The organism is Bacillus sp. UNC125MFCrub1.1 (assembly GCF_000701305.1).
GTDB lineage: Bacteria > Bacillota > Bacilli > Bacillales > Bacillaceae > Bacillus > Bacillus altitudinis.
On the sequence record NZ_JNIG01000011.1, the window covers coordinates 130,819 to 156,320 of the forward strand.

Here is a 25,502-nt window from a genome sequence, read left to right on the forward strand (position 1 = left end):
TTTTTTACATTATTATAGCAAGAATTACTCTTATACGCATTTCTCAACAAAAAAATCCCGGCTTTTGCGGGATTAGAATGCTTGGCGAATAAATTTCGTCCGAAAATATGGGATTTTCATCAGCCATTTAATAAAAAAGTGACGCACTTGGTTTTGACCTAAGATCAAATTCATGAGCCGATAACGATTTTGCACAAGAACGAATGCAAACAGTGTGAACACAATGCTCCAAATCATTTTATTCATCATATTCCCTCCTATGTTCGTATCGTGGCTTAAATAGGATTTGTTTATGCATGAACCATCATTTTTATCTCTTACCATGCGATCTACTTTCACACTCTAATCCCTTGTTCTTTTGATTGGATATAATAGACCTCTTCACACTCTGATTGATCATAAGAACCGCCAAATTGATGAAGGTCGATTAAATCTTTGAACGCTTTGATATACTCTCTTCTTATTTTTCCGACTCCAAAAAAATCAAGGTGTGTATGCCAAAAATAAACCCATGAATCATGTTCGAGTTGTAAGTCAAAAGTATTCACTTCCTCCCACAAATTACGGAAGTATCTTTTCTTTCCTCGAAATTTTTTCAATATATGACTCCTACTAGATAAAATGCCCTGAGCTAATGAAAAGATCTCAACACAAAAAGCCCGTTTTTGGACAATGAGCGGGCTTTCACTTTTGATATAACGTACCTTTTTCACTGACAATCATAGATACCGGTATGTCGTGCGCTTCAGCCGGAATATGCCTCGTCTGCTGTAAAGACAAACAAAGGGCAATGGTTACGCCGTGGTAGTCCGCTAAGTAGCGATCATAATAGCCCCCACCAAACCCAATCCGGTAGCCGTTCTGATCGAAGCACACCCCAGGAACAATGATCAAATCAATGGCTTCTTTATGTACAGCTGTAGACTCAAGAGGGTCTGGCTCCAATAGTCCAAAGTAGCTGGATGTCATCTTTGTTTCAGGTGTATATTCATAAAACACCATCTCTTTTGTTTTCGGAAAACAGGTGGGAATACAAACTGTTTTTCCTTCTTCCCACGCTTTTTCAATCAGAGGCATTGTCGGTATTTCTTTTCCCCTAGACATAGTCAAAGCAATCGTTTTCGCCTGTTTCCATTCTGACAGCTGCAGCACGTGTTCATGAAGTAGAGAAGCATAGCGATTGAACTCTTCAGTGCTTAACTGCTCAAGCATGGCCAATGTTTGAAGGCGGAGCTCCTTTTTCATACAGGTTCATCTCCCATCATAAAAAAACAGCAGGAAAATTCCCTGCTGCTTACTTTGTTTCACGATGTAAAGTTTGTTTTTTATCACGTGAGCAATACTTTTTGAATTCAACGCGATCTGGATTGTTTCGCTTATTCTTTTTAGTAATATAGTTACGCTCACCGCATTCAGTGCAAGCTAGAGTAATATTTACGCGCATGTTTTTCCCTCCAAACTAAAATCAATTCACATTCAGACCTAACTATAATACCACTTCTAGCTAAGGAATGCTAGAATGTTTTTTCACCAATTTCATTTTTCAATGCATTCCACCCGCATCCTGATCCATATTGTCTGGTCATGTGATGAAAAATCGCCTTCTCCCCTATAAAAACACGTTCTTTGTCGTACTGTATACATGAGAACCCCTTCTTTGTTCCACAGCTTTTTTTCATCTGATCCGTCTTCTTTTATTTTAACAGCGGGCAAGGTTTTCATACTTGGTTTCCCTATAAAAAGAAAAATGATGAAAAAAAGGTGATTTTTTCAGCAATTCCTTTTGAAACTAGCTTTTTTATGGTATAAAAAAGAAGGGTCGAAAACTGTCTGAAACAATCATGAGAGCCTTTTTTGGCTTTCAGCATTAAAATATGAATAAAAGGTGATGAAACATGGAAATTGCAATTATCGGATTGCTTGTTGTCAGTATTGTACTGATCGCATTCTCATATTTTCAAAGAGAGCCGATTAAAGAAGTCGAACAGGAACTTGAAACACTTCAACTATCTGCAATGCAAGAAATCTATAAACTGAAAAAGAAAATGAAGGTTCTTGAAGAAGAATTGCTTGAAACAAACATCGTTGTCCGCAAGCATTCAGAAATTGATCCATCTATTGCAAGACAAATCATTTCAAAGCATCAAAATGGCATGTCTCCTGAGGCGATTGCGCGCGCTGAACATGTATCTGTAGAAGATGTGAACATGATCATTAAAGACAACGAGAGGGTGCTTGTATGACGAAAAAAAGCATCCAAACGTTTGCAGCAGGTATGATTCTTGCAACTGGTGTTCTGGCGATCGTCTTTTTCCTTACTGGAAAAGATGAAGCGGCAGCTGATTCTACAACAAAAGAAACCCTCGCAGCAAAAGTGACAGACACTGACGTGAAAAATTACTTAGACTCTAAAAAAGAAGTCTCCGTCAGCCGTGAAACATATCAACAACTTCTTGATTATAAAGAAAAAGCGCTGAAAGCAAATGAAGACGGCGATTCTCAGAACGATAAAAAAACAACGGACAAGCCAAAAGGCAAAACGGTTAAATTCGTGATTAAAAACGGTATGAGCACAAGTGATGTTTCAGACATGCTTGAAAAGGACGGAATCATCAACTCGTCTAAAGATTTTAATGATTATGTGATAGACGCAGGCTACCATAAAGAAATTCGTGCCGGCAAATTCAATTTAAAAACAGGTATGACATTCAAACAAATCGTCAAAGCCTTAACAAAATAACATCAAAAACCCCCTGGCGGCATTGACCTCCAGGGGGTTTTTGATTATCCAAATCGTCCTGATATATAATCATTTGTTCTTTGATCATTTGGCTCTGAGAACATCACATTCGTATCATTGACCTCAACAAGCTCGCCCATCAAGAAGAACGCTGTTCGGTCTGATACCCTTGCCGCTTGCTGCATATTATGCGTCACAATGGCAATCGTATATTTCTCTTTCAATTTCATGATTAATTCTTCAATCTTTAATGTTGAAACAGGATCAAGCGCAGATGTTGGTTCATCCATTAATAGAATATCCGGGCTTGTGGCAATGGCTCTTGCGATACAAAGACGCTGCTGCTGACCGCCGGAAAGACCTAATGCAGGCGCACTTAATCGATCTTTCACTTCATCCCAAAGGGCAACATCACGAAGCGCTTTTTCAGCGATTTCTTTCAATTGCTGCTTGCTCTTCACCCCGTGAATTCTTGGCCCGTAGACGACATTATCAAAGATAGATTGAGGGAATGGGTTTCCTTTTTGAAAGACCATCCCGACGTTTTTACGCAGTTCCACTAGATCGACACGACCTTTTAAAATATTGTCACCGTTATACATCATATCCCCGGTGATTTTCACACCTGGCACTGTTTTGACCATGAGATTTAAGGTCTTTATAAAAGTTGACTTTCCGCAGCCGGACGGACCGATAATCGCTGTGACCTCATGCTCTTTAATGTCTAAATCAATATGCTTCAGTGCGTGATGCTGTCCGTACCAAAGGTTCATATCATTCACACGAAACACTTCTTTTTTGGCTGTTTCAGTTGCTACTGCATTCATCAAAATCCACCCGCCTTATCCGAATCGACCATTAATATAGTCTTCTGTTTTTTGCTGCGCAGGACGTGTAAAGATACGTTCAGTCGCATCGTATTCCACTAGATCACCATTCAGGAAAAAGGCTGTATGATCAGATACACGTAACGCTTGCTGCATATTGTGTGTGACAATGACAATCGAATAATCATGTTTTAATTCCGATAATAGCTCTTCAATTTTTGCATTTGAGATCGGGTCTAAGGCAGAAGCCGGTTCATCTAATAAAAGCACGCTAGGTTTCATCGCAAGGGTACGTGCAATACAGAGGCGCTGCTGCTGGCCGCCTGATAATGATAAGGCAGATCGGTGCAAGCGATCCTTGACCTCATCCCATAGTGCTGCCTTTGTTAAGCTTTCTTCTACCGCATCATCAAGCACTGATTTCCTTTTTTCACCCGCATATTTTAGCGCATGCGTAATGTTGTTGTAGATGGATTTAGGAAATGGATTTGGCTTTTGGAAGACCATCCCGATTTCTCTTCTTAAATTCACCACATTAATACGATCATCCAAAATATTTAACCCTTCGTACATGATCGCCCCTTCACTTCGTGCACCTGGAATTAGGTCGTTCATGCGGTTAATACTGCGTAAAAAAGTCGATTTTCCGCACCCTGATGGGCCGATTAATGCAGTGATTGCATTTTTTTCAATTTCAAATGAAATTTGATTGACCGCTCTTTTTTCACCATAATAAATACTTAAATCCTGCACCTGTAGAATCTGTTCCGCTTGAAGTGGAGCCTTTTTTGCTGCAATCTCTTTTTTTTCTGCTAGCATTTGAACCATATCCCCTTCACACCTCTCACTATTTATTTTGACGTAAGCTTCTTATGAATAAATGAACCAAGCCATCTAGCTGCTAAGTTGAATACTAATACAGAGAGCACAAGTACGGCTGATGCACCATTTGCAATGGCCTCTGCATCTGGAATAATCCCCTGTGTATTGACGTTCCATATATGAACGGCTAATGTTTCTGCCGGTCTAAAAATATTCAGTGGTGACGTATCGGAGAAAGGACTCCAGTTTGTAAAATCAAGACGCGGTGTTGAAAGACCTGCTGTGAAAAGAAGAGCAGCCGCCTCACCGAAAACTCTTCCCGATGCTAAAATCGCTCCTGTAATAATGGATGGAATCGCACCTGGGATCAGAACCGTCTTCACTGTATGCCACTTTGTCACACCGAGCGCAAGCGATGCTTCCTTTTGATCCTTCGGTACAGATCGAAGTGCATCTTCTGTCACCCTGACCATCACTGGCAGATTAAAGACAGTCAGCGCAAGGGCTCCTCCGATGATCGTATAGCCCCATCCTGTTAAATTAACAAACATCAGCAAACCAAACATACCGATGACGATCGATGGCAGAGACGATAACACTTCAATACATGTACGAATAAAATCAGTCACTTTGTTTTGAGGTGCATATTCTGCCATGTACACCCCACCGCCCACGCCAAGAGGCACAGTAAACAGCATCGTAATAAATAGAATGTAAAACGAGTTAAACAGCTGATCCCTGATACCGCCGCCAGAGCCAATCGCACTTGAGCGGGTAGTCAAAAAGTCAAAATTTAATTCTTTGGCACCGTTGAAGATGATATAAGAAAACAAGCCAACAAGTATCGCCGTAATAATGACGGCACATAATCCAAAAACGATTGTGGCAAAACGATCGGTCATTTTGCTATTCATTAAATCTTCCTCCTAGATGACAAGTATCTGATAATGAGTATGAACATAAATGATACAACTAGAAGGACAAGTCCCATTGACCAAAGTGTATTGTTTTCAACACTTCCATACGTTGTATGTCCCATGTTTAACGTAATAATGGTAGTTAATGTACCAGCTGTGTCCATAATACTTTCTGGTAGATTACGCGTGTTTCCAATGACCATCTGAACGGCAAGGGCTTCTCCAAATGCTCTTGCCATTCCAAGCACGACCGCTGTCATTAATGTCGGAAGCGCTGCCGGTACAAGAACACGTCTGATCGTTTGCCATCTTGTTGCGCCTAATGCATACGATCCCTCACGTAAACTTTTTGGAAGTGAAGCCATTGCATCAGTTGCAATGGATGTAACAGTCGGCAGAATCATAATAGACAGGACAATCGTTCCTGCTAAAACACTGTGCCCTGAACCGCTTAACTTGAAGTGTCCAATAAACGGCACCAATACTGTAAGACCTATGAATCCGTAAACAACGGATGGAATCCCTACAAGCAGTTCAATCACTGGCTGGAGAATTTTCCGTCCCCATGCAGGTGCAATTTCTGTCATAAAGATCGCTCCTGCGATGCCTAGCGGTGCTGCTATGAGTGCTGATAGAAGCGTGACAGCGATTGAACCAAAGATAAACGGAAATGCGCCGTATTGCGGATTTTCTGCTGTAGGGTTCCAATTGATACTGGTTAAGAACTCAATTGGGCTTACACCATTTACGATGAAAGATTGTAAACCCTTAATACCAAGGAAGATTGTGATGGCAATTGATACAGCAATCATTAAGAATGCGCAAAATTTCACCAAAATACTTCCTCTTACTTCATCCATTTGCCTATTTTTTTTCGAGCTGATCAGTCGATCGCTCGCTTCTGTATGTTCTATCTGTTTCATCTTTTTCTACACTCCTATGAATGTCATAAAAGGAAAAGTGAAAAGCTCCACTTTTCCTTCATCATCAATTCAAGACCTTTTACTTATCTGTTTGTTTGCCTGTTGCGTCTCTTTCTACTTTCATATTAGAGACTGAGATGTAGCCTTGGTCTTTAACGATTTCTTTTTGTACTTCGTCACTCATCAAGTAATCTAAAAATTGTTTTGCTAAACCGTCTGGCTCACCTTTTGTATAAGAGTGCTCATATGCCCAAATTGTATATTTACCGCTTTCTACATTGCTTTCTTCTGGTTTCACACCATCAATGCTAAGCGGTGTAATTTTGTCATCTGTTAAATAAGAGAATGCTAGGTACCCAATCGCACCTGGTGTTTCTGCAATCAACTTTTTCACTGTGTTTGAAGAATCCTCTGTGATTCCTTCTGCAGGAGTCGCGCCGTCAAGTGCATATTTCACAAATGTTGCACGAGTTCCTGATGAGTCAGGTCTGTTCACAAGTGTGATTTTTTGGTCTTTCCCGCCAAGCTCTTTCCAGTTTTTGATTTTACCAGTGAAGATTTTTTTCAATTCGTCCTTTGTGATGTCTTTGACACCAACTTCAGGGTTAACAGCTGCCGCCATTCCAACAACTGCTACTTTGTGGTCTTTTAAAGCTTTTGCGTCGATTCCGTCTTTCTCTTCTGCGAATACATCTGAGTTCCCAATTTGTACAGATCCTTCTGATACTTGAGAAAGTCCTGTTCCTGAACCGCCGGCTTGTACTTGAATATCGGCTTTTGGATGTTTATCCATGAATTTTTCTGCTGCCGCAAGAACTAAAGGCTGCATCGCAGATGATCCTGAGATGGTAATGGAACCTGATGCCTCATCTTTGTTTGAAGCATTTCCTTTACTGTCTTTTGAATCTCCGCTTGAGCTGCTGTTTCCGCATGCTGTGACGAATGCTAACAATGCGATAGTAAGGAAAGTAAGCAGCCATAATTTGTTCTTTTTCATTTCAAGAATACCCCCTGAATAATTTGTCCTACGAGTAATACATTAAAGGTTCTTTATTAATTTCGTTTAAATGGAATGTTAAGGTTTTGTAAATGTCGAAGATTTGTAGAGAAATTGCGGGGTTTTTTATGATTTTTGTCAATTTATATCGAAAAGTTTGAAGAAAATATAAAAAAACGCCCACAAAAAGTGAGCGTTTTTACCTAGAATAGGTCTAGTTATTTGTTTCTGCTTCATTTTCAATTTTGTTTTTGTTCTTCGCTTGTGTATCATTGCTTTCCTGTTTCGATTTCAGTTCAAAGTACTTGTCTAATACTTGTTCACCAATATCATTTGTAATCGGATAGCGCTGGTTGTAATCTTGATACACCCAAGGCACGACAACTGAAATCGCTACTTCTGGATTATCAGCAGGCGCATACGCAACAAGTGTTGTGTTATACGTCGGTGTGCCGCGTTTGCTTTTAATCGGGCCGTCATAGAATGATTGAGCGGTCCCTGTTTTGCCAGCTGGATTGTATTTTTTGTTGCCAAAGTTCGAATATGCTGTCCCTCTTGGGTTCTGCATCACAAGCTTGAATCCTTGCTGTACGCGTTTGATCTCATCACTTGTCATATCGAGCTTATTCAGTACATCCGGCTTGACGGACTCCGTTACAGCCCCAATGCCTCTTTGCGGATCTGGCTCTCTCACTTCTTTTACGAGCTGAGGACGTAAACGATAGCCGCCATTGGCAATCGTTGAGACGTATTGCGCCATTTGTAGCGGTGTAAACGTGTCATATTGTCCAATCGCATAGTCAAGTAAAAGACCGGATTGTGTAGACGTTCCACGATAGCCAGTTGCTTCGTTTGGCAGGTCAATACCTGTCTCCACTCCAAGACCAAATTTACTAAAATTGTAACGGAACGTATCAAACGCCTTTGTATCAATTGGGAGCGGCTGATTCTTACGATATTCCCCTTTCCCAATTGCAATCGCTGTTTTAAACATATACACGTTTGATGAACGTTCTAGTGCGGTTAAATCATTAATGAGTCCCATATTTTGATAGGATTTTTTCGGCGGTGACTGAGCGATATAGAGCGGTTCATCGTATTGGGTGCTTCCAATATGAAGGACGCCTGTTTTATAACCTGTCAGCACAGTTGCCCCTTTTACTGCTGATCCCATCGCATATGATGATGTCATCGTTCCTAGTGCATAGTCATCAAATTTGTATGTCCCATTCTTATTGGAAATCTGTTTACCCGCAATCGAGAGCACTTCCCCATTTCTCGGGTCCATCATGACAACAAACGCACGATCAAGAAGTTCTGTGCCGCCTCTTTGCTTCGCACTTTTCAAGTTCTTTTCGATGATTTTTTCCACCGCTTTTTGCAGCTGAATATCAATCGTCAGCACAAGGTCTTTCCCGCTCTTTCCTTCTGTTAACACTTTAGAGCTTGTGACATTGCCTTCTTTATCTGTTGTACTTTGTTCTTTTTCTTTTTGACCTTGCAGGACATCTTCATATTGATATTCAAGATAGCTTTTTCCTACACGATCATTTCGGCTGTAGCCGAGTGATAGATAATGTTCAAGCAGTGACGACGGAAGACCTTCATCACTTGAAGTCACACTGCCGAGCATACTGCGGAGAAGTCCTTTATAAGGATAGCTGCGTGACCAGTCTGTTGTGACATCTACACCTGGCAGCTCGTCCAAATGCTCAGAGACGTAAGCAATTTCACTTGGTTTTACATCTTCATTTTTAATGAATTGAGGCGTAAGTGCATAGCCTGCATCCATTTGTCTTTTAATCGCAAGCACTTGCAAATCTTTTTTCGTCAGTTGATTTAATTCCTTGTCTGTGATGCGTTTCAGCTGGAGCTCGTATAGTTTATCATCAGAGACCTTATCGTCACCCTTTAAATCGGCTTCTTTTTGAACAAGCTTTTTCGCTTCATTCGGATGGGTTAAGATCCAGAAATCTTTTTTATCACGATCTGTGATTTTCTTCGTACTTACGTGAATCATATCCGCTAATTTTGTTGCCACTTTGAGCCGCTCTTCTTGTGAAGTCGTCGAGGTTCTCGTATATGTAATGGCATTTAGCGCTTTATTGCTGACAATCGTGTTATAGTTTCGATCATAAATTTTTCCTCGCGGAGCAGACGAGCTGACATTCACGTCTTCTTGTTTTTCTGCCTGCTTTTTATAATCTTCTCCATTCACAATCTGCACAAAACCGAGTCTGACCACAACACCGGTAAAAATAATGAACGCAGCTAAAAATAATAAATTCAGCCGGATCGGAAGTGTTTTGCGCCCTTCCTTTGCGTCTTTTTTGTTTTTCTTGTTTCTCATCACATCACCTTTTCTATCAAGAAAGAAATGGCACCCCTTTTTGTGTATAAAAGGTGCCATCATCATTTTAGCGGTTTTTCTATCATTTATCTAGAAATTTGATGTTCCATTGGTAAGAAATTTTACCTTTCTCCCTTCATAAGGTTCGTTTGAGAAACAGGCTTTTGACCGTCAGCCTCTTCTATATCAGCTGTTTTCTCTTTTAAATGAATGTCCTTTACAAAATAATAAATAAGGGTGTGCCCCGCTCCGAGTACGACAAGTGAAGCAGGAATCCCAAGCCGATCGCCCAGTAAGGTGACAGATAAAAGAAAAAAGACAATCGAACAAATACGCCCTGCATTTAAAAATAGTTCTCTGACGACAATATATTCAATTCGGGCTTTTCTTGCATATCTGGCATGACCGATGACATCGTAAGTTAAAGAGACATACGGAACAAGCAGAAGCGGGTAGCCGATCGCAATGGCTACAGCGTACATAAGCAGTGATACATAGGACAAGTGAAAGACGATTAAAAATAAAGCGCCGTATAAAATAAGCCCGCCAAACATAATCGCTTTTTTACGCCATTTTTTCTTAATCAAACGAGTAGCAAAAAAATAGGCAAAAAAGGCAACACCTGAATTGACTAGACCAAATGTGCCTAAAGCAAGCTCACTGTTTGTTGCAATAAACACAAAGACACTGATTAAAAAGACAAACACGCCTTCACGGAGCCCCTGAAAAAAGTGAGCAGTTGTGATCTTACGCCAATTCTCGTCCGCATGGCGCTCTTTCCAAATTTGCTTAATGATAAATTTTCCTTTTGATTGTCTCCTCTTGAGGAAAAAACTCATCACAACCGCTAGTGAAAACAAAAAAAGCGATAAAGTGAAAATCACTGTATAGCCTGTATCATCCGTTAATTGAGAAATCACAATTCCTGCAATGAGCGGCCCGATCATACCGGCTGTAGAGGTAAGCACTCCTAAAAATCCATTAAAGAAATCCCTTGTTTCAGGTTCAGTAATCTCAAAAGTGAGCACGTTAAAGGCAAGCCAGTAAAAACCATAGCCGATTCCAAGCACACTGCCTAATAACACGAGCCGAGCTGCCGCTTGCTCTCCTGCCATGAGAACAATTAAGTAAAAAGCGGCTAAGAAGATGACACCGAAACGAAGGACAAATGCACGATCTATTTTTTTAGCGAGCCGTCCAGCAAATAAAAAGGTAATGGGCTGAAGGACAACAATTGCCAAGTTATAAATCGCAAGGTCTGTAAATCGCCCAGACTGTTTCCATAAATACACGTTCACAAACGTATTCGAAAGCGCAATCGCAAGTGCGTATAATCCGCCAATCGTGAGGAGGAGCAATAAATCTCTTGTGACATCCATGTCCCCGAACATTTTCTTTAATCTGCTCATATCATTCATTCTCCTTTTCTACACAATAGTCTGTCTCATCAAAAGGCAGATATGTAAAAAAAGGAGGGAAAATATAAAAAGACCCGCTCTCAGAGAGAAGCAGGCCTTTTCAAATCAAATCATTTATTTAGCTTCGCTGTAAAGGCGAGCCACTTCATCCCAGTTCACAACATTCCAGAATGCTGAAATGTAATCAGGACGACGGTTTTGGTAGTTTAGGTAGTAAGCATGCTCCCAAACGTCTAGTCCTAGGATTGGTGTTTTTCCTTCAGTTAAAGGAGAATCTTGGTTTGGTGTGCTTGTGATTTCAAGTTTGCCATTGTTCACAACAAGCCATGCCCAACCAGAACCAAAGCGTCCTGCAGCTGCTGCAGCGAAATCAGATTTGAATTTTTCAAATCCGCCTAATTCTTTTTCGATCGCATCTGCAAGTTCACCAGTTGGTGCGCCGCCACCGTTTGGTGAAAGAAGCGTCCAGAATAATGAGTGGTTCGCATGTCCTCCGCCATTGTTACGTACAGCTGTACGAATGTTTTCAGGCACAGAGTTCAAGTTAGCCACTAGCTCTTCAATTGATTGATCTTCAAGAGCTGATACACCTTCGATTGCTTTGTTTAAGTTTGTTACATAAGTGTTATGGTGTTTTGTGTGGTGAATCGTCATTGTTTCCTTGTCGATATGTGGTTCTAATGCATCGTAAGCATATGGTAATTCTGGAAGTTTAAAAGCCATGGTTAAATTCCTCCTTAGAAATGTATGTACTGAAATGCTTCCTTAGTAAGCAAGCAATTCACCCTAATCAAAGAGTATCAAAAGAAACGGCTTGTTTCAACGTTATTGCTCATGATCTGAAACATTTCAGTGTTTATTTTGTATTTAACCCTTCAGAAAGAGTGTTAAACACCGATTTTCCATTTAGCGAAGCACATAAAACAAAAAGATTCCCAGCATCAGTGCTTGAATCAACCCTTTTGCAAATACGCCTGACACAAAACCAATTAATGAGCCAAGCCCAACTTTCACACTTGTCTTCAGATCTTTTTGATGAACGAGCAGCTCTGCGATGACACTGCCGATAAATGGACCAATGATAATTCCAGCAATCGGAATCACAAAAGGACCGGCTAAAAGCCCAATGGTACTTCCCCAAATGGCCGCCCGGCTGCCGCCAAAGCGTTTCACCCCAATCAGATTGGAGACATAATCCGCGGCAAATAACACAGCTGTAAACATGGCTTGAATGAGCCAAAAGGTGAGCGTCAATTTCTCAAAGCTAAAAAAGAGCCCATATAAAATAAACCCAAGAACCATGAAAACCACACTAGGAATGATTGGATAGACAAGTCCCACAAACGCAATGATAAATGCACAGCCGATCAAAATCCAATACAGCACGTCCAATCCGCAGCCGCCTCCTTTTTATATGCTGTATACATTATGCCTCATTCCTTCTATCTTAACCAGCAATGAAGGCCGTACTTGTACTGGATGGATAGACATTGATACAATGTGAGAAATAGAAAAGAATGTAGGAAGTGAATCGGTTGAACGTATTTAGTTTATTGTTAAAAGGAATTTATTCACCAAAAGATATTGCCAGAGCACGTTTTACTGGGATTGGAAAGGCTATTTTATTCATCTTTATCCTTTCGATCATCGCAGCTGTCCCCCAGGGCTATCATATGAGCAAAGAGATTTCAAATGCGATGTCAGGATTTCAGCATGTGATAAAAAAAGATTTACCCGACTTTTCCATTGAAAAAGGAACGCTTCAAGCGGATCAAAGCACGCCGATCGAAAAAGAAGAAAACGGCATCACGATTATTTTTGATCCCGCTGAAAAAATAAAATCAAGTGAGCTTGAATCAAAACAAACAGCCATTGCGTTATTGAAAGAAAAAGCAGTGATTGCCATTGACGGACAAATGACAGATATTCCATACCAGCTGCTTGGCGGAACACTCACAAAAGATGAACTTGCCAGCGTCACAAACCAGAATCAAGCGATCATTATCCCTGTCATTTGTGTCCTGCTGTACCTATCTACTGCTGCTCTCATGTTCATCAGCGCAACATTCCTAGCCATGCTTGGTACATTTATTAAACGAATGCAGCAAAAAGAGCTGTCCTTTCAAATGCTTTGGAAGCTCTCTGCCTATTCACTCACATTAACAACCGTCTTTTTCGCCATCATGAGTGCATTAAACACGCCGGTTGCGAACTCATTTTTATTAAATTGGGTGATTAACTTTATTTTCTTATATCTTGTCGTTAAAGAAATACCTGCAAAAAAATAAGCTCCCTCATTTCGGGGAGCTTTTTTATTTGTTTTGACCCTATGACTCATCTGGATGGATGATCGCAAACATATAGTGATCCTCCCACTGATCATTGATCTTTACTTTTTTACGATGAAGTCCCTCATTTTCAAACCCTGTCTTCTCAAGCACACGAATGGAACCAATGTTAGATGGTTTTACGCCAGCCTCAATGCGGTGAAGGTACAATTCATAAAAGGCATAATCGATAATCAAACGAATCGCCTCTGTCATATACCCCTTCCCGCCTTGCCTTTCATCAAGCACATATCCAAGCAAAGCCCCTTGAATCGGTCCTCTTTCAACAGAATGGAGTGAGATCGTTCCAATTAATGCATCTGTTTCATTTAAGAAAATACCGTGCATATAGGCTTCATCTTTTGCACGCCTTTGCATACTGCGGTTAATCCGTTCCTTTTGACGAGGTACAGTAAAAAAATCATCCTGAACCAAAGGTGTAAATTGCTGAAAATAAGTGCGATTCTCTCGTTCAAGTGTTAATAGAGCTTCTGCATCACTTTCTGTTAGTGTTCTTACATATATATTCTGACTGATTTTCTTCATATACTCTCCCCCTTTTTTTATTTTATCATAATAAAGAAAGGGCTTAGGCTTATCAAAGATTTTTCCGATTACAAGTCATAATAGAACTCACTAGAACCACCCTTCCTAGCTTTTTCACTCTTTTTGTTCTATCAACTCAGGGACAAACATACACTGAAGTAAACTCTTAAAAGCGGTGAGTAAAATGCGGCGAATTATTTTTTTACTAGTCAGTTTGTTTGTCCTCTTTATTATCTTTTTTGATTTGAAAAATGGAACGATCCCCGTTCAGGAAGGACCTGCTGTTCCCGCCAGCGCCTTTCAAACAGCTGAAAAACAGGCATATAAAACTGTCACTGTTAAACAAGGTCAAACCGTCGTCTCTATCGTACATACAAGTAAGCCATTAGATGAAGTGATCGAAGACTTTGAAGCACTGAATCAAGGCGTCAAAGCGAACGAAATTCGGGCAGGCAGCACATACAAGTTTCCGGTCTATAAGAGATAAAACGTTAATTCCTTGTCATTCATATAAAGAGACTGTTACAATATGAGATGTAAAACACGTCGTACACTGCAAACGAATTGCATGTACACTAAGGAGCGATTGACAAGTGAGTGAAGTCACACATCGTACAAAAACGCGTCCCGTCAAAGTGGGACCTTTAACTATAGGTGGAAACAATGAAGTCGTCATTCAAAGTATGGCGACAACCAAAACACATGATGTCGAAGCGACAGTAGCTGAAATTAAACGTTTAGAAGAAGCTGGCTGTCAAATCGTGCGTGTCGCATGCCCAGATGAGCGTGCAGCAAATGCGATTGCGGACATTAAAAAACAAATCAACATTCCCCTTGTTGTCGACATTCATTTTGACTACAAGCTTGCACTGAAAGCGATTGAAGCAGGTGCAGACAAAATTCGTATCAACCCAGGAAACATCGGAAGACGAGAAAAAGTCGAAGCTGTTGTGAAAGCGGCAAAAGAAAAAGGCATTCCAATTCGTATTGGGGTAAACGCCGGTTCACTCGAGAAAAAGATTCTTGATAAATACGGCTATCCAACAGCAGATGGTATGGTTGAAAGTGCACTGCATCACATTAAAATTTTAGAAGACCTAGATTTTCATGACATCATTGTCAGTATGAAAGCATCTGATGTAAACCTTGCGATTGAGGCATACGAAAAAGCAGCAAAAGCCTTTGATTATCCTCTTCATCTTGGGATTACAGAATCAGGTACGTTATTTGCAGGTACGGTCAAAAGTGCAGCTGGTCTTGGCGCAATCTTGAATATGGGGATTGGTAACACACTCCGTATTTCATTAAGTGCTGACCCGGTCGAAGAAGTCAAAGTGGCACGTGAATTATTAAAATCATTTGGCCTTGCATCAAATGCAGCAACACTCATCTCTTGTCCAACTTGTGGACGAATTGAAATTGACCTCATTAGCATTGCAAATGAAGTCGAAGAATATATTTCTAAAATTAAAGCACCGATCAAAGTAGCTGTTCTCGGATGTGCTGTAAACGGTCCGGGTGAAGCGCGTGAAGCTGATATCGGCATCGCTGGCGCTAGAGGTGAAGGCCTTTTATTCCGCAAAGGTGAAATCGTTCGGAAAGTGCCAGAAGAAACAATGGTCGAAGAACTGAAAAAAGAAATCGATAAAATCGCTGAAGAACATTATGCAAAAATGGAAGCTGAAAAAGCAAAACAAGCGAACGCATAACAAAGAACGCCTGACATCACTGTCAGGCGTTTTTCTGTTCCTGTCCTGTTAAAAGAACGGGGTGATAAAGATGCCGAGGATGACGGAAACGATTCCGATCCCGATTGACCACGCGCCAAGCGCATGTGCTCCTTTTCTTCTTGCAATATAACCAACGACAATTGCCGCTACCCCTAATAGCACCGGCAAGACAAATAATGAGATAATCGCAATCGCGAGTGCTGTATAGCCTATCCCCTTACTGCCTGAATCGTCACCTACATGGTCACGTTCTCTTCTGTCTTCACGATCTCTTGATGCTTGATATGGCTCTGCTATTTCAGCAGCTGTTTCCTCTAAATAGCCATCATCATTACTAAAGTGTGTGTCGATTTCACGATCATTTCTTCTGAAATCTTCGTCTCTTTCCATGATCAATTCCCCCTTTTGGTTAATAGAAAGGAGCTTTTTTAGTATGAGCAAAAATGTCTGTTTCATGTTTGCTAAAACTTGCTGGAATTGTGAATTGATTATGTTACACTTTAAGAGGATAAATATGAGGAGTGTGGGCATGTTACGTTTAGGAATTGATATCGATGGCACAGTCACGGCGCAGGACACCTTTGTCCCCTACTTAAATGAGTCGTTTCAATGTGACATCACACTAGATGATATGACGGAATATGATTTGACGAAGCTTTTAAAGATTTCAAATGAAGAATTTTGGGGCTGGATGAATGAGTATGAGCCTCTTATTTATAAACAGGCAAAGCCTGCCGAGGGTGCAAAAGAAATCCTCAATCAAATGAAACATCATCATCAATTGATTTATATCACAGCCAGAAGGCAGCATCACTCAGACATCACCTACAAATGGTTTGAGGAGAATCATGTCCATTATGACGATATCGAGCTTGTTGGCGGACATCATAAGGTGGAAGCTGTTCAAAAACATAAGATCGATGTGTTTTTTGAAGATCATCATGGCAATGCCACAATGATTGCAAAAGAAGCTGACATTCCAGTGATTCTGTTTAACTCACCGTATAATCAAATGCCAATTGATGAACGGATCATTCGCGTGAATAATTGGCAAGAAGCATCCCAATGGATCAAACAGTATGAAAAGCGTCTGCAAACTGCTTACTAAAACAGATCAAAAGCCGATACGTTTAATGTATCGGCTTTTTGATTGTACGATGATGTCCTTCTTTTATTAAAAAATGATAAAGTGCACCCATCATACCTGCCTGATTGAAGTAATAGCACGTTTCCAGTGTCACCTGTATGTTTTTCCATGCATGCAAAGTATGTAAATGTTTCTCAATGTTTGGAATCAAATCGGGCCTTGCACTCACGCCCCCGCCAATGAGGATTTTCTCTGGATTGAGAACTGTTGCCACATTGTAAATGCCAATTGCGATTCGCTTGTACCACTTATCGATCATCTTCTCAATGGCCGGATCTTGCTTGGCTTTTTCAAAGATTTCTTGACCGTCGATTTGCTGACTTTGTGGAATTCCTTGCTGCTCTTTGTAGCTTCGTATCAATCCAGCTGTCGAAGCACTGCTGTTGAGTGTGGTAAACTGACCGTTTTCTGTTTCTGTCAGCATCATGCCAAATTCACCGCCGCGAAAAGAGGCACCGCGCACAAGCTCGCCACCAGCAAAAATACCACCGCCGACACCAGTCCCAAGCGTCATACATATAAAGCTGTCACACTCTTTCGCATGACCACTAAATTTTTCAGCCAGAGCTGCACAGTTCGCATCATTTTCTACTTCTACACGAAGTGATGTTTTTTCTTCCAAAAGTGTTTTGACATTTTGGCCATTTAAAGCAATAATCGCTCCTGCAAATTCCGTATAACCCGTTTGACTGTCAACAAACCCCGGAAGACTCATCGCAATCCCTTTGATATCCCAAGTCCTTTGATACTCTTTCACCACGTTCTCCATGTCCTCTAAAAACCGCTTAAGCTGCCGGCAGTTTGTTTCGTAGTCGCCGCTCGTGATCAGCTCACCATTTCGATTCATGACCCCGTGCTTTGTTTTTGTCCCGCCTACATCGAATACGATATAATACGCCACTTTTGACCCCTCCCCCTATTTCTAAAGACTCAAATCTGCTTCTATAGATGATCTGTTGTTCTCATTTTAATGAAACAGCTATCCTTTGTAAAACGTTTTCAACATGACAAAACAAAAAGCCAGCCCATCGGCTGGCTTCTTTCATGAATGAACTTCCTTCGGTTCGCAAGAAGGACACGTTCCGTAAATCTCAAATTTATGTCCGCTAATGTGATAATCCTCTAGATCAGCATCAAGCTTGTCCATAGGGCAAGCGTCGATTTCCTTTGTTTTACCGCATGTCAAACAAATAAAGTGATGATGATGATGGGAAAACGAACATTTAAAACGGAACAGTTTCTCCCCTGATAATTCCGTTGTCTCTAATATCCCAAGATCTTCATATAAAGACAGGTTTCGATAAATCGTATCAAAACTAAGCCCTGGGTAATCTTCACTTAATGCTGTTAATACATTTTTAGCGGTCAAGTATTTATCAGAATCAGAAAACAATTGAAGCATATCTTCACGTTTGCTTGTATATTTATAGCCTTTTTCCTTTAATAAATCAAGCGCTTCTTGTACGTTCATGATGATTCCCCCTTCTGAATTTCCCAATACTAATACACCCGATTAAAATCAAGATAGACAGCATCACAATGGTTCCACCCGGCGCTAAATCAAGATAATAACTTAAAATCAAGCCGACCATGACAGACAATTCCCCAAATAAGATGGAAAGGAAAATCGCCTGTTTAAACCCTTTGGCAATCCGAATACTTGCCGCAACAGGCAGTGTCATGAGTGCGGACACTAGGAGTGTACCAACAATACGCATCGATGCTGCGATGACAAGTGCAACGACTAAAATAAAAATAAAATGAATCCACTTAGCTGAAATACCAGAAGCCTTCGCATGTTCTTCATCAAAAGAAAGCAAAAACAATTCTTTATACAAGAGCACAACCACTAATACAACGACAAGTGAGATCCCAACAATGATCCAAAGATCGAGCCTTGAAACCGCACTGACACTTCCAAACAAATAGCTGAACAAATCTGTATTAAAACCATTTGCAAGTGAAATGAAAATAACAGAGATCCCAATACCACCTGATAAAATAATGGGAATCGCCAGCTCCTGATAATGTTTATACACAGAGCGCAGACGTTCAATAAACAACGAGCCAGCCACAGAAAAAGCCATTCCTAAGTAAAGCGGGCTAACCCCTGTCAAAAGTCCAAACTTTTTATCAAGGAATAAACTTGCCGCTATCCCAGCAAGTGATACGTGACTAAGCGCATCTGCGATGAGAGAGAGCCTTCTCACGACAATAAATACACCAAGTAAGGGCGCAATAAAGCCGATCAGCATACCTGCGATAAACGCATTTTGTAAAAATTCATAATGAAAAAATGGAAATAGCATTATTCATGTCCCCCATGATGGTGATGATCGTGATGAATCACTTGAATGTCATGCCCGTAAAACTGAGAAAGCGCCTGATCATCCATCGAATCAAACGTTTCCGCATCTCCATGAAAATGAAGTGTCTGATTTAAACAAGCCACATGCGTGACTTTGTCAGAAACGGTTCCTACATCATGTGTAACGAGAATTAAAGACATTCCTTTTTCTTTGTTCAATGTTTCTAGCAGCTGATAAAAGCCCTCTACTGTTCTTTGGTCTACACCCACAGTCGGCTCATCTAAAATAAGCAGCTTCGGCTGACTGACGAGTGCACGGGCAATAAATGTACGCTGCTGCTGACCGCCTGAAAGCTCACCAATGTTTTGGTGTTTTAAGTCTTGTATGCCAACTGAACGTATGGCCTCATCTACTTGAAGCTTATCCTGCTTACTCATGCGTTTGAATAAACCAATCTTCGCCGTTAAACCACTTGCCACGACCTCGTATACAGAAGCAGGAAAACCTGTATTAAAGCTATTCGCCTTTTGAGAAACAAATCCAATTTGATCCCAGTCTTTAAATTTTTGAGCAGGTGTGCCAAAGAGCTTCAATTCTCCCTGCTGTGGTTTAATCAAGCCAAGCAGGCATTTTAATAAGGTTGTTTTACCAGATCCATTCGGTCCAACAAGTGCTAGAAAGTTTCCTTCCTCTACTGTTAAATGAATGTGATCGATGACATTTCGCTGTCCATATGAATACGAAATGTCCTTCATTTCAATAATTGGCTTTGCCATAAATCTTTCCACCTTTAATCCAATATAAAAAGAATGATTACGATTTATACAACAAAAAGAAAATGGCAAAAGCCATTTTCTTTGTCCATACATACATTTCATTATATAAAAGAAAGATAAAAAAGTAAAATAAAAGCTAATGAATGGCTGTTTTGAATTTACCGCCTTTTGTTTCATGCGTATCCATAATCGTAATAAAAGCTTGACCATCAATTTCAAACACAATAGATTTCAGCTTCGTAATTTCAAGTCTTGTCACGACGGCGTAAATGACATCTTTTTCTTCATCGGTATAACCGCCTTTTCCTCTAAGCTTGGTCGTTCCCCTGCCGAGACGATGAAGGATCGCATCTGAAATTTCATCATAATAATCCGAAACGATAATGACAGCTTTTGTTTCATCTAGTCCTTGAATGACAGCATCAATTGTTTTCATTGCCAAATAATATGTCATGACAGAATACATAGCTTGCTCCGGTCCGAAGACAAAGCCCGCCCAAATAAAAATGAACACATTGACAATCATGACAAACTCACCGACGGAGAAAGGAATTTTTTTCGTCAGAAGAATTCCTAAGATTTCCGTTCCGTCCATTGAGCCTCCATTCCGTATCACAAGCCCAACGCCAAACCCGAGTAACAGCCCCCCAAATACAGTAGCTAAAATCGGCTGCGTCGTAAATGCTTCTACATGATGGAGTGAAGATTCAATCACGGCCAAGCTGACAATCCCAATCACAGTGGAAATCAAGAAGGTTTTCCCAATATGTTTGTATCCTGATATCATAAATGGAATATTTAAAATGACAACAATCGTCGCGAAATTAATGAATGGGTTATCCGTAAAAAGATAATCCAAAATAAGCGAAATACCGATGATGCCTCCATCAATAATATTGTTTGGCACTAAAAATAATTCAATGCTGACTGCTGCACATGCAGCTCCTACTAGAATCAGAAAAATTCTCAAAATAAAATGAGGCACTGATTCCTTTCTATGCTGTTTACTATTTGCCATACGTTCTCCCTTCTACACATGTTTAGTTTTCAATGAACATTTTATTCACTTTACTATTTTATCATTTCACAGAGTAAAATAAAATTTTTTGCACATTTTCCGTTTTCGCCCATACATTGATACAGAGGGGAGGAATGGAATTGATTTTAATTCAAAAAATTGTGTTGCAGCGTCTGAATCAGATCACAGCAAATGATTTGTTAAGGTATGCGAAACAGTACGGGGTCAGTTTAACATCCAATCAGGCTGCTGAGGTCGCCAAACTCATGAATGGGAAAAACGTCAATATTTTTAATGATGCAGAGCGCAACCGGCTGCTTAAGCAAGTAGAAGCGATTACGTCTAAACAAACTGCACAGACCGTCAACGATCTGTTTAATCAGTTCACAAATTAGGCAAAAAAGGGCCGCATTTAGCGGCACCTCATCACATTGCATGCACTTTTTATTGACCCGTAATCTTATCTAGTAAACCTTCATCAAATTGCTTTTCTTTCAGCATCGCAATTTCGAATTTATAAGGTGGTTTCTTGTTCTTTTTATCTTCACCTACATAAGGCGTTTCTAGAATCTTCGGCACATCTTGAAGCTGTGGATGATGAACGATATAGCTCAGGGCATCAAAACCAATTTCTCCGAAACCGATATTTTCATGTCGGTCTTTTCTTGCGCCTTGTACATTTTTACTATCATTAATATGAAGAACTTTGATTCGGTCGATCCCAACAATTCGATCAAATTCTTCTAATACTCCATCAAAATCACTCACAATGGGATAACCAGCATCGTGCGTGTGACACGTATCAAAGCAGACAGAAAGTGCTTCGTTATGTGTCACACCGTCAATAATTTGAGCAAGCTCTTCAAAGCTTCTTCCGCACTCTGATCCTTTTCCCGCCATTGTTTCCAGCGCAATTTGAACCTCCTGCCCCTTCACAATGACTTCATTGAGACCTTCAATGATTTTTTGAATTCCAGCATCTGCACCTGCTCCGACATGCGCACCTGGATGAAGAACAATTTGTCTTGCACCTAGCGCTTCTGTACGCTCTATCTCAGAGCGAAGGAAATCCACTCCAAGCTCAAATGTCGCTGGATTCACTGTGTTCCCAATATTGATAATATACGGTGCATGAACGACGATATCTGTCATACCATGCTCTTTCATATGCGCTTGTCCAGCTTCAATATTGAGATCTTCAATTTTTTTACGGCGCGTATTTTGCGGTGCACCTGTATAAATCATAAAAGTATTTGAACCATAAGAGGCAGCTTCCTCACTCGCTGCAAGTAGCATATGTTTTCCGCTCATGGATACATGTGATCCAATCTTCAACAATGTGTCCCCCTACTTTCCGTTACGCTTTGACTTTCTACGTTCTTGTCTTTTGATCTTATCCATCTCACGTGTCATTTTCTTTTTATATCCAGGTTTGACGGCTTTCGGTTTTCTGACAAGGCGTTTTGCTTTTTCTTCAATTTCATTTGGTGCTTTTTTACGTCTTTGACGCTTCAAACGATCATCTGCATCTCGCCATTCGCCATGAACAATCGTTTTGTTTTCAAACACAACACCCATTTTTTCAATTTGAACGAGTGCATCCTCATCAGCGAGATCATAAATGGTCATTGCAATGCCAGATGAACCAGCGCGAGCCGTTCTTCCCACACGGTGAACATAAAAATCAAGATCGGATGGGAGCTCATAGTTAATCACGTGGCTGACGCCCTTAATATCAATACCGCGGGCAGCAAGATCAGATGCCACAATATAGGTGAACTCCAAATCTTCAATTTGTTTCATCACTTTTTTACGTTCACGAGGCGTTAAACCACCATGAAGTACCCCAATGTTCATTCCTTTTTCCTGTAGGAATGCGGCAATTTCATCAACAGTTGATTTCGTGTTGGCAAAGATGATCCCTAAATAAGGCTGTACATTCGTCACCATTTCATGAAGTAATTTTAATTTATCACGCTGTTTAGATGGAACTAAAATATGCTGAATGTTTTCAGCCGTAATGCGTTTCGGTTCAACATGTGCATATTTCGGATTATCCATATATTTTTTGAGGAAAGGTTTTAATTTTTCTGGAATAGTTGCTGAGAACACGAGCATTTGCAGCTGTTCTGGCATTTGTGAACCAATACGATCCACATCTTCTAAAAAGCCCATATCCAGCATAAGGTCTGCTTCATCAATGACAAGAGATGTTGCTTTGTACACATTCAGCGCTTGCTCATGAATAAGATCAGCAATACGTCCAGGAGTGCCGACCACTAAGTGCGGCTGATTCTTTAGCTTTTGAATGGATTTCTGCTTGTCCGTTCCGCCAATGTAAAGCTTTGCCTTGATTTCTTCTTCTGGAGTCGTATTTTTTAAGATCGTTTGTGCTTCTTTAAAAATTTGATTCGCTAATTCTCGTGTTGGTGCAGTAATGACCACTTGTACTTGCTCTTTGCTTGGATCAATTGAATGAATAAGCGGCAATAAATACGCATGGGTTTTCCCTGTCCCTGTTTGAGACTGTCCAATCACGCTTTCACCTTTTAAAACAGCAGGGATGATTCTCTTTTGAATATCAGTCGGCTCATAAAAGCCCAGTTCATGAATAGCATCTATAATAAAAGACTTTAATTCATATGTCGTAAATTTCGTTTCTTTCATGTTTTCACTCCTTAAGGCAATGCCTTTTTGCTCATCTCCTCATTATAGCTGATTTTCAGCAAAAAAACCATGTCCGCTTTTCTCACAGGAAACCAAATGATACTTCCTTGCATAACCTATGAAGAGAAAGAGAATGCAGTAAGGGAGGTACAAGTATGTTAGGGCAAAGGCCTATGGGCGATTTTCAGCCGCATCGCCCCTCACGCCGGCACCTTGGAAATGGCGGACAGCCCGGGATTTTTCAACGGAGACAGCAGGCTCCGATCGAACAGCCTTTTCAAGGGCAAGGCAACCAATTTCAACAAATGATGCCTCGCTCTCCGTCTGTACAAGGCGGCGGTCTACGCGGGATGGGTGGCATTCCTGGAGGCGAAAGCCGTGCACTAGGCGGCGCCGGAATTAAGGGCATGCTGGCAAAATTTCTTCCTGGAGCTGGAGGTGCAGGAATCTCTGGAGCTGGAGGTGGTGCGGGATTACAAGGAATCCAGAGCTTCGCAAACCCTGCGAACCTTTCAAGCATGTTAGGAAATGTTCAAAAAGTACTCGGAATGGCGCAGCAATTCACGCCTATGATTCAGCAATACGGTCCTTTAGTCAGAAATTTGCCTGCCATGATTAAACTCTATAGCCAGCTTGGCAGTGCGGATGATGATGAAACAAATACGAATGATGCAGACGAAGAACCAAAAGAAATCACTGCAGAAACAGACGTTCCGCACGAACAAGCAGCACCGGTTGATGATGAAATAGAAGAAGGAAAAGAAGAAGAACCAGAGGACATCCTTGTCAAAAAAACCACTGTACACACATCAGCTGCTCCTGAAGCAAAACCGAAAAAAAGATCGGGCAGTTCAATTCCGAAACTATATGTCTAGTGATCTTTTATAGGCGAAGTGTTTCCCATGTATAACAATCTTTGATATATGCGCTTACTTTGGCTATAATGAAGGAAGAGAATGATCAAAAGCCGTTTTTCACGGCTTTTTATATTGTTCTTCTCTAGCAGCACTTCCCTACAGGAGGACGAATAAATGAATGTAATTAAAATTTCGCCGCGTGGCTATTGCTATGGCGTTGTAGATGCAATGGTCATTGCTAAAAATGCCGCACTTGATAAAAACTTGCCACGCCCAATTTATATATTAGGTATGATTGTGCACAACAAACATGTCACAGATGCCTTCGAAGAAGATGGAATTTACACACTGGACGGACCAAACCGTCTGGATATTTTAAAACAGGTTGAAAGTGGCACAGTGATTTTCACCGCTCACGGCGTATCTCCTGAAGTCCGTCAAATTGCAGAAGAAAAAGGCCTTGTCGCCATTGATGCGACCTGTCCAGATGTCACGAAAACACATGAACTCATTTCAGAAAAAACAGCTGATGGATATGACATTATTTATATCGGGAAAAAGGGTCACCCTGAGCCAGAAGGAGCCGTCGGTGTTGCACCTGACAAAGTCCACCTTGTCGAAACAGAAGCTGATATTAAAGCGCTCGATTTAACGTCAGATAAACTACTCATCACCAATCAGACGACAATGTCTCAGTGGGATGTTCATGATCTGATGGAGCTCATTAAAGAAAAATATCCTCACGTCGAGTACCATCAAGAAATCTGCCTTGCGACACAGGTACGTCAGGAAGCTGTGTCACAGCAAGCAGGCCAAGCCGATCTGACCATTGTGGTCGGCGATCCAAAAAGTAACAACTCAAATCGTCTGGCGCAAGTGTCAATGGAGATTGCAGGAACGCAGGCTTACCGAATTGGTGATCTCAGTGAGTTAAAGCTTGAATGGCTCCAAGGGGTAAAAACAGTTGCCGTTACTGCAGGTGCTTCCACACCAACACCTATTACAAAAGAAGTCATTCGTTTCTTAGAAAACTACGAACCTGATGATGAATCGACATGGAAAATTGAACGGACGGTTCCTCTTTCTAAGATATTACCTCGCGTGAAAACAAAGAAATAAAAAAACGTCAGA

31 protein-coding genes are annotated in these 25,502 nt (G+C 40.8%); 9 read left to right on the plus strand and 22 right to left on the minus strand.

Annotated features, from left to right (window positions below; all coding sequences use genetic code 11):
* Window positions 1-72 precede the first annotated feature (72 nt).
* The 4 genes from N521_RS19655 to rpmG all read right to left on the minus strand — a co-directional run bounded on the left by N521_RS19655 (window position 73) and on the right by rpmG (window position 1,444).
* Window positions 73-246 (minus strand): hypothetical protein, encoded by a 174-nt coding sequence (locus N521_RS19655; protein ID WP_017367602.1) that lies wholly within the window; start codon window positions 244-246, stop codon window positions 73-75.
* 89 nt (window positions 247-335) lie between these two features.
* Complete coding sequence (locus tag N521_RS08080) at window positions 336-599, minus strand: hypothetical protein (RefSeq protein ID WP_008342327.1); 264 nt, start codon at window positions 597-599, stop codon at window positions 336-338.
* 85 nt (window positions 600-684) lie between these two features.
* Window positions 685-1,245, minus strand: coding sequence for a 5-formyltetrahydrofolate cyclo-ligase (locus N521_RS08085; RefSeq protein ID WP_035390824.1), 561 nt, complete (start codon window positions 1,243-1,245; stop codon window positions 685-687).
* 49 nt (window positions 1,246-1,294) lie between these two features.
* Entirely contained in the window at window positions 1,295-1,444 is a 150-nt protein-coding gene (rpmG, locus tag N521_RS08090) for a 50S ribosomal protein L33 (RefSeq protein ID WP_008360061.1), read from the minus strand.
* A gap of 451 nt (window positions 1,445-1,895) precedes the next feature.
* Here rpmG and N521_RS08100 point away from each other — a divergent pair, with 451 nt between their 5' ends.
* Both N521_RS08100 and N521_RS08105 read left to right on the plus strand, forming a co-directional pair.
* Entirely contained in the window at window positions 1,896-2,243 is a 348-nt protein-coding gene (locus N521_RS08100; protein ID WP_003217285.1) for a hypothetical protein, read from the plus strand.
* Complete coding sequence (locus N521_RS08105; RefSeq protein ID WP_035390825.1) at window positions 2,240-2,740, plus strand: endolytic transglycosylase MltG; 501 nt, start codon at window positions 2,240-2,242, stop codon at window positions 2,738-2,740. The genes N521_RS08100 and N521_RS08105 overlap by 4 nt, the downstream gene beginning before the upstream one ends.
* Window positions 2,741-2,784: 44 nt before the next feature.
* Here N521_RS08105 and pstB (N521_RS08110) read toward each other — a convergent pair whose 3' ends face one another.
* The 9 genes from pstB (N521_RS08110) to N521_RS08150 form a co-directional block, all read right to left on the minus strand.
* Window positions 2,785-3,567 carry a phosphate ABC transporter ATP-binding protein PstB gene (pstB, locus tag N521_RS08110; RefSeq protein WP_017367606.1) on the minus strand — a complete coding sequence of 261 codons (783 nt, stop codon included), beginning with the start codon at window positions 3,565-3,567 and terminating at the stop codon, window positions 2,785-2,787.
* A 15-nt stretch (window positions 3,568-3,582) separates the two neighbouring features.
* Window positions 3,583-4,395, minus strand: a complete 813-nt coding sequence (pstB, locus tag N521_RS08115) for a phosphate ABC transporter ATP-binding protein PstB (RefSeq protein ID WP_007501258.1) — start codon at window positions 4,393-4,395, stop codon at window positions 3,583-3,585.
* A 23-nt stretch (window positions 4,396-4,418) separates the two neighbouring features.
* Window positions 4,419-5,303 carry a phosphate ABC transporter permease PstA gene (pstA, locus tag N521_RS08120; RefSeq protein ID WP_035390827.1) on the minus strand — a complete coding sequence of 295 codons (885 nt, stop codon included), beginning with the start codon at window positions 5,301-5,303 and terminating at the stop codon, window positions 4,419-4,421.
* Window positions 5,303-6,229, minus strand: a complete 927-nt coding sequence (pstC, locus tag N521_RS08125; protein WP_017367608.1) for a phosphate ABC transporter permease subunit PstC — start codon at window positions 6,227-6,229, stop codon at window positions 5,303-5,305. Before pstC ends, pstA begins: the two co-directional genes overlap by 1 nt.
* A 79-nt stretch (window positions 6,230-6,308) precedes the next feature.
* Window positions 6,309-7,226: a phosphate ABC transporter substrate-binding protein gene (locus tag N521_RS08130; RefSeq protein ID WP_007501261.1), complete on the minus strand. Its 918-nt coding sequence runs from the start codon at window positions 7,224-7,226 to the stop codon at window positions 6,309-6,311.
* Window positions 7,227-7,440: 214 nt separating this feature from the next.
* On the minus strand, window positions 7,441-9,576 hold the full coding sequence (locus N521_RS08135) for a peptidoglycan D,D-transpeptidase FtsI family protein (RefSeq protein WP_035390829.1): 2,136 nt from the start codon (window positions 9,574-9,576) through the stop codon (window positions 7,441-7,443).
* Between the two features lie 122 nt (window positions 9,577-9,698).
* Window positions 9,699-10,985 carry an MFS transporter gene (locus tag N521_RS08140; protein ID WP_008342348.1) on the minus strand — a complete coding sequence of 429 codons (1,287 nt, stop codon included), beginning with the start codon at window positions 10,983-10,985 and terminating at the stop codon, window positions 9,699-9,701.
* A 123-nt stretch (window positions 10,986-11,108) separates the two neighbouring features.
* On the minus strand, window positions 11,109-11,717 hold the full coding sequence (gene sodA / locus N521_RS08145) for a superoxide dismutase SodA (RefSeq protein ID WP_007501264.1): 609 nt from the start codon (window positions 11,715-11,717) through the stop codon (window positions 11,109-11,111).
* Window positions 11,718-11,900: 183 nt separating this feature from the next.
* Complete coding sequence (locus tag N521_RS08150) at window positions 11,901-12,386, minus strand: DUF456 domain-containing protein (RefSeq protein ID WP_007501265.1); 486 nt, start codon at window positions 12,384-12,386, stop codon at window positions 11,901-11,903.
* A 143-nt stretch (window positions 12,387-12,529) separates the two neighbouring features.
* Here N521_RS08150 and N521_RS08155 point away from each other — a divergent pair, with 143 nt between their 5' ends.
* Window positions 12,530-13,282 carry a DUF1189 domain-containing protein gene (locus N521_RS08155; RefSeq protein ID WP_035390831.1) on the plus strand — a complete coding sequence of 251 codons (753 nt, stop codon included), beginning with the start codon at window positions 12,530-12,532 and terminating at the stop codon, window positions 13,280-13,282.
* A 39-nt stretch (window positions 13,283-13,321) separates the two neighbouring features.
* Here the strand turns inward: N521_RS08155 and N521_RS08160 are convergent, their stop codons facing one another.
* Window positions 13,322-13,867 (minus strand): GNAT family N-acetyltransferase, encoded by a 546-nt coding sequence (locus N521_RS08160; protein ID WP_035390833.1) that lies wholly within the window; start codon window positions 13,865-13,867, stop codon window positions 13,322-13,324.
* Between the two features lie 184 nt (window positions 13,868-14,051).
* Here N521_RS08160 and N521_RS08165 point away from each other — a divergent pair, with 184 nt between their 5' ends.
* Together N521_RS08165 and ispG are read left to right on the plus strand one after the other, a co-directional pair.
* Window positions 14,052-14,354, plus strand: coding sequence for a hypothetical protein (locus N521_RS08165; RefSeq protein WP_007501268.1), 303 nt, complete (start codon window positions 14,052-14,054; stop codon window positions 14,352-14,354).
* A 106-nt stretch (window positions 14,355-14,460) separates the two neighbouring features.
* A complete protein-coding gene (ispG, locus tag N521_RS08170) occupies window positions 14,461-15,576 on the plus strand; it encodes a flavodoxin-dependent (E)-4-hydroxy-3-methylbut-2-enyl-diphosphate synthase (RefSeq protein WP_008342357.1) in 1,116 nt (371 codons plus the stop codon).
* A gap of 48 nt (window positions 15,577-15,624) precedes the next feature.
* On the opposite strand, the gene N521_RS08175 is transcribed toward ispG, so the two are convergent.
* Complete coding sequence (locus N521_RS08175) at window positions 15,625-15,987, minus strand: DUF308 domain-containing protein (RefSeq protein ID WP_008342359.1); 363 nt, start codon at window positions 15,985-15,987, stop codon at window positions 15,625-15,627.
* A gap of 139 nt (window positions 15,988-16,126) precedes the next feature.
* On the opposite strand from N521_RS08175, the gene N521_RS08180 reads away from it, so the two are divergent.
* Complete coding sequence (locus N521_RS08180) at window positions 16,127-16,705, plus strand: 5' nucleotidase, NT5C type (RefSeq protein ID WP_008342361.1); 579 nt, start codon at window positions 16,127-16,129, stop codon at window positions 16,703-16,705.
* A gap of 22 nt (window positions 16,706-16,727) precedes the next feature.
* On the opposite strand, the gene N521_RS08185 is transcribed toward N521_RS08180, so the two are convergent.
* From N521_RS08185 to N521_RS08205, 5 genes are all read right to left on the minus strand, one after another.
* Complete coding sequence (locus tag N521_RS08185; protein WP_008342363.1) at window positions 16,728-17,645, minus strand: ROK family protein; 918 nt, start codon at window positions 17,643-17,645, stop codon at window positions 16,728-16,730.
* A 141-nt stretch (window positions 17,646-17,786) separates the two neighbouring features.
* The gene (locus N521_RS08190; RefSeq protein WP_003217433.1) at window positions 17,787-18,215 is read right to left on the minus strand and encodes a zinc uptake transcriptional repressor Zur; all 429 of its coding nucleotides are present in this window, start codon (window positions 18,213-18,215) and stop codon (window positions 17,787-17,789) included.
* Window positions 18,193-19,053: a metal ABC transporter permease gene (locus N521_RS08195; RefSeq protein ID WP_007501274.1), complete on the minus strand. Its 861-nt coding sequence runs from the start codon at window positions 19,051-19,053 to the stop codon at window positions 18,193-18,195. The genes N521_RS08190 and N521_RS08195 overlap by 23 nt, the downstream gene beginning before the upstream one ends.
* Window positions 19,053-19,829, minus strand: coding sequence for a metal ABC transporter ATP-binding protein (locus N521_RS08200; protein ID WP_008342368.1), 777 nt, complete (start codon window positions 19,827-19,829; stop codon window positions 19,053-19,055). Before N521_RS08200 ends, N521_RS08195 begins: the two co-directional genes overlap by 1 nt.
* Window positions 19,830-19,965: 136 nt before the next feature.
* On the minus strand, window positions 19,966-20,847 hold the full coding sequence (locus N521_RS08205; protein WP_008342375.1) for a YitT family protein: 882 nt from the start codon (window positions 20,845-20,847) through the stop codon (window positions 19,966-19,968).
* 140 nt (window positions 20,848-20,987) lie between these two features.
* Between N521_RS08205 and N521_RS08210 the strand changes: the two genes are divergently transcribed.
* Window positions 20,988-21,242: a DUF2624 domain-containing protein gene (locus N521_RS08210; protein WP_008342377.1), complete on the plus strand. Its 255-nt coding sequence runs from the start codon at window positions 20,988-20,990 to the stop codon at window positions 21,240-21,242.
* 49 nt (window positions 21,243-21,291) lie between these two features.
* On the opposite strand, the gene N521_RS08215 is transcribed toward N521_RS08210, so the two are convergent.
* Window positions 21,292-22,185, minus strand: coding sequence for a deoxyribonuclease IV (locus tag N521_RS08215; protein WP_017358005.1), 894 nt, complete (start codon window positions 22,183-22,185; stop codon window positions 21,292-21,294).
* Between the two features lie 9 nt (window positions 22,186-22,194).
* On the minus strand, window positions 22,195-23,514 hold the full coding sequence (locus N521_RS08220) for a DEAD/DEAH box helicase (protein ID WP_035390836.1): 1,320 nt from the start codon (window positions 23,512-23,514) through the stop codon (window positions 22,195-22,197).
* 155 nt (window positions 23,515-23,669) lie between these two features.
* On the opposite strand from N521_RS08220, the gene vrrA reads away from it, so the two are divergent.
* Both vrrA and N521_RS08230 read left to right on the plus strand, forming a co-directional pair.
* Entirely contained in the window at window positions 23,670-24,389 is a 720-nt protein-coding gene (gene vrrA, locus N521_RS08225) for a VrrA/YqfQ family protein (RefSeq protein WP_035390838.1), read from the plus strand.
* A gap of 156 nt (window positions 24,390-24,545) precedes the next feature.
* Window positions 24,546-25,490, plus strand: a complete 945-nt coding sequence (locus N521_RS08230) for a 4-hydroxy-3-methylbut-2-enyl diphosphate reductase (RefSeq protein WP_007501283.1) — start codon at window positions 24,546-24,548, stop codon at window positions 25,488-25,490.
* The last annotated feature ends 12 nt before the right edge of the window (window positions 25,491-25,502 follow it).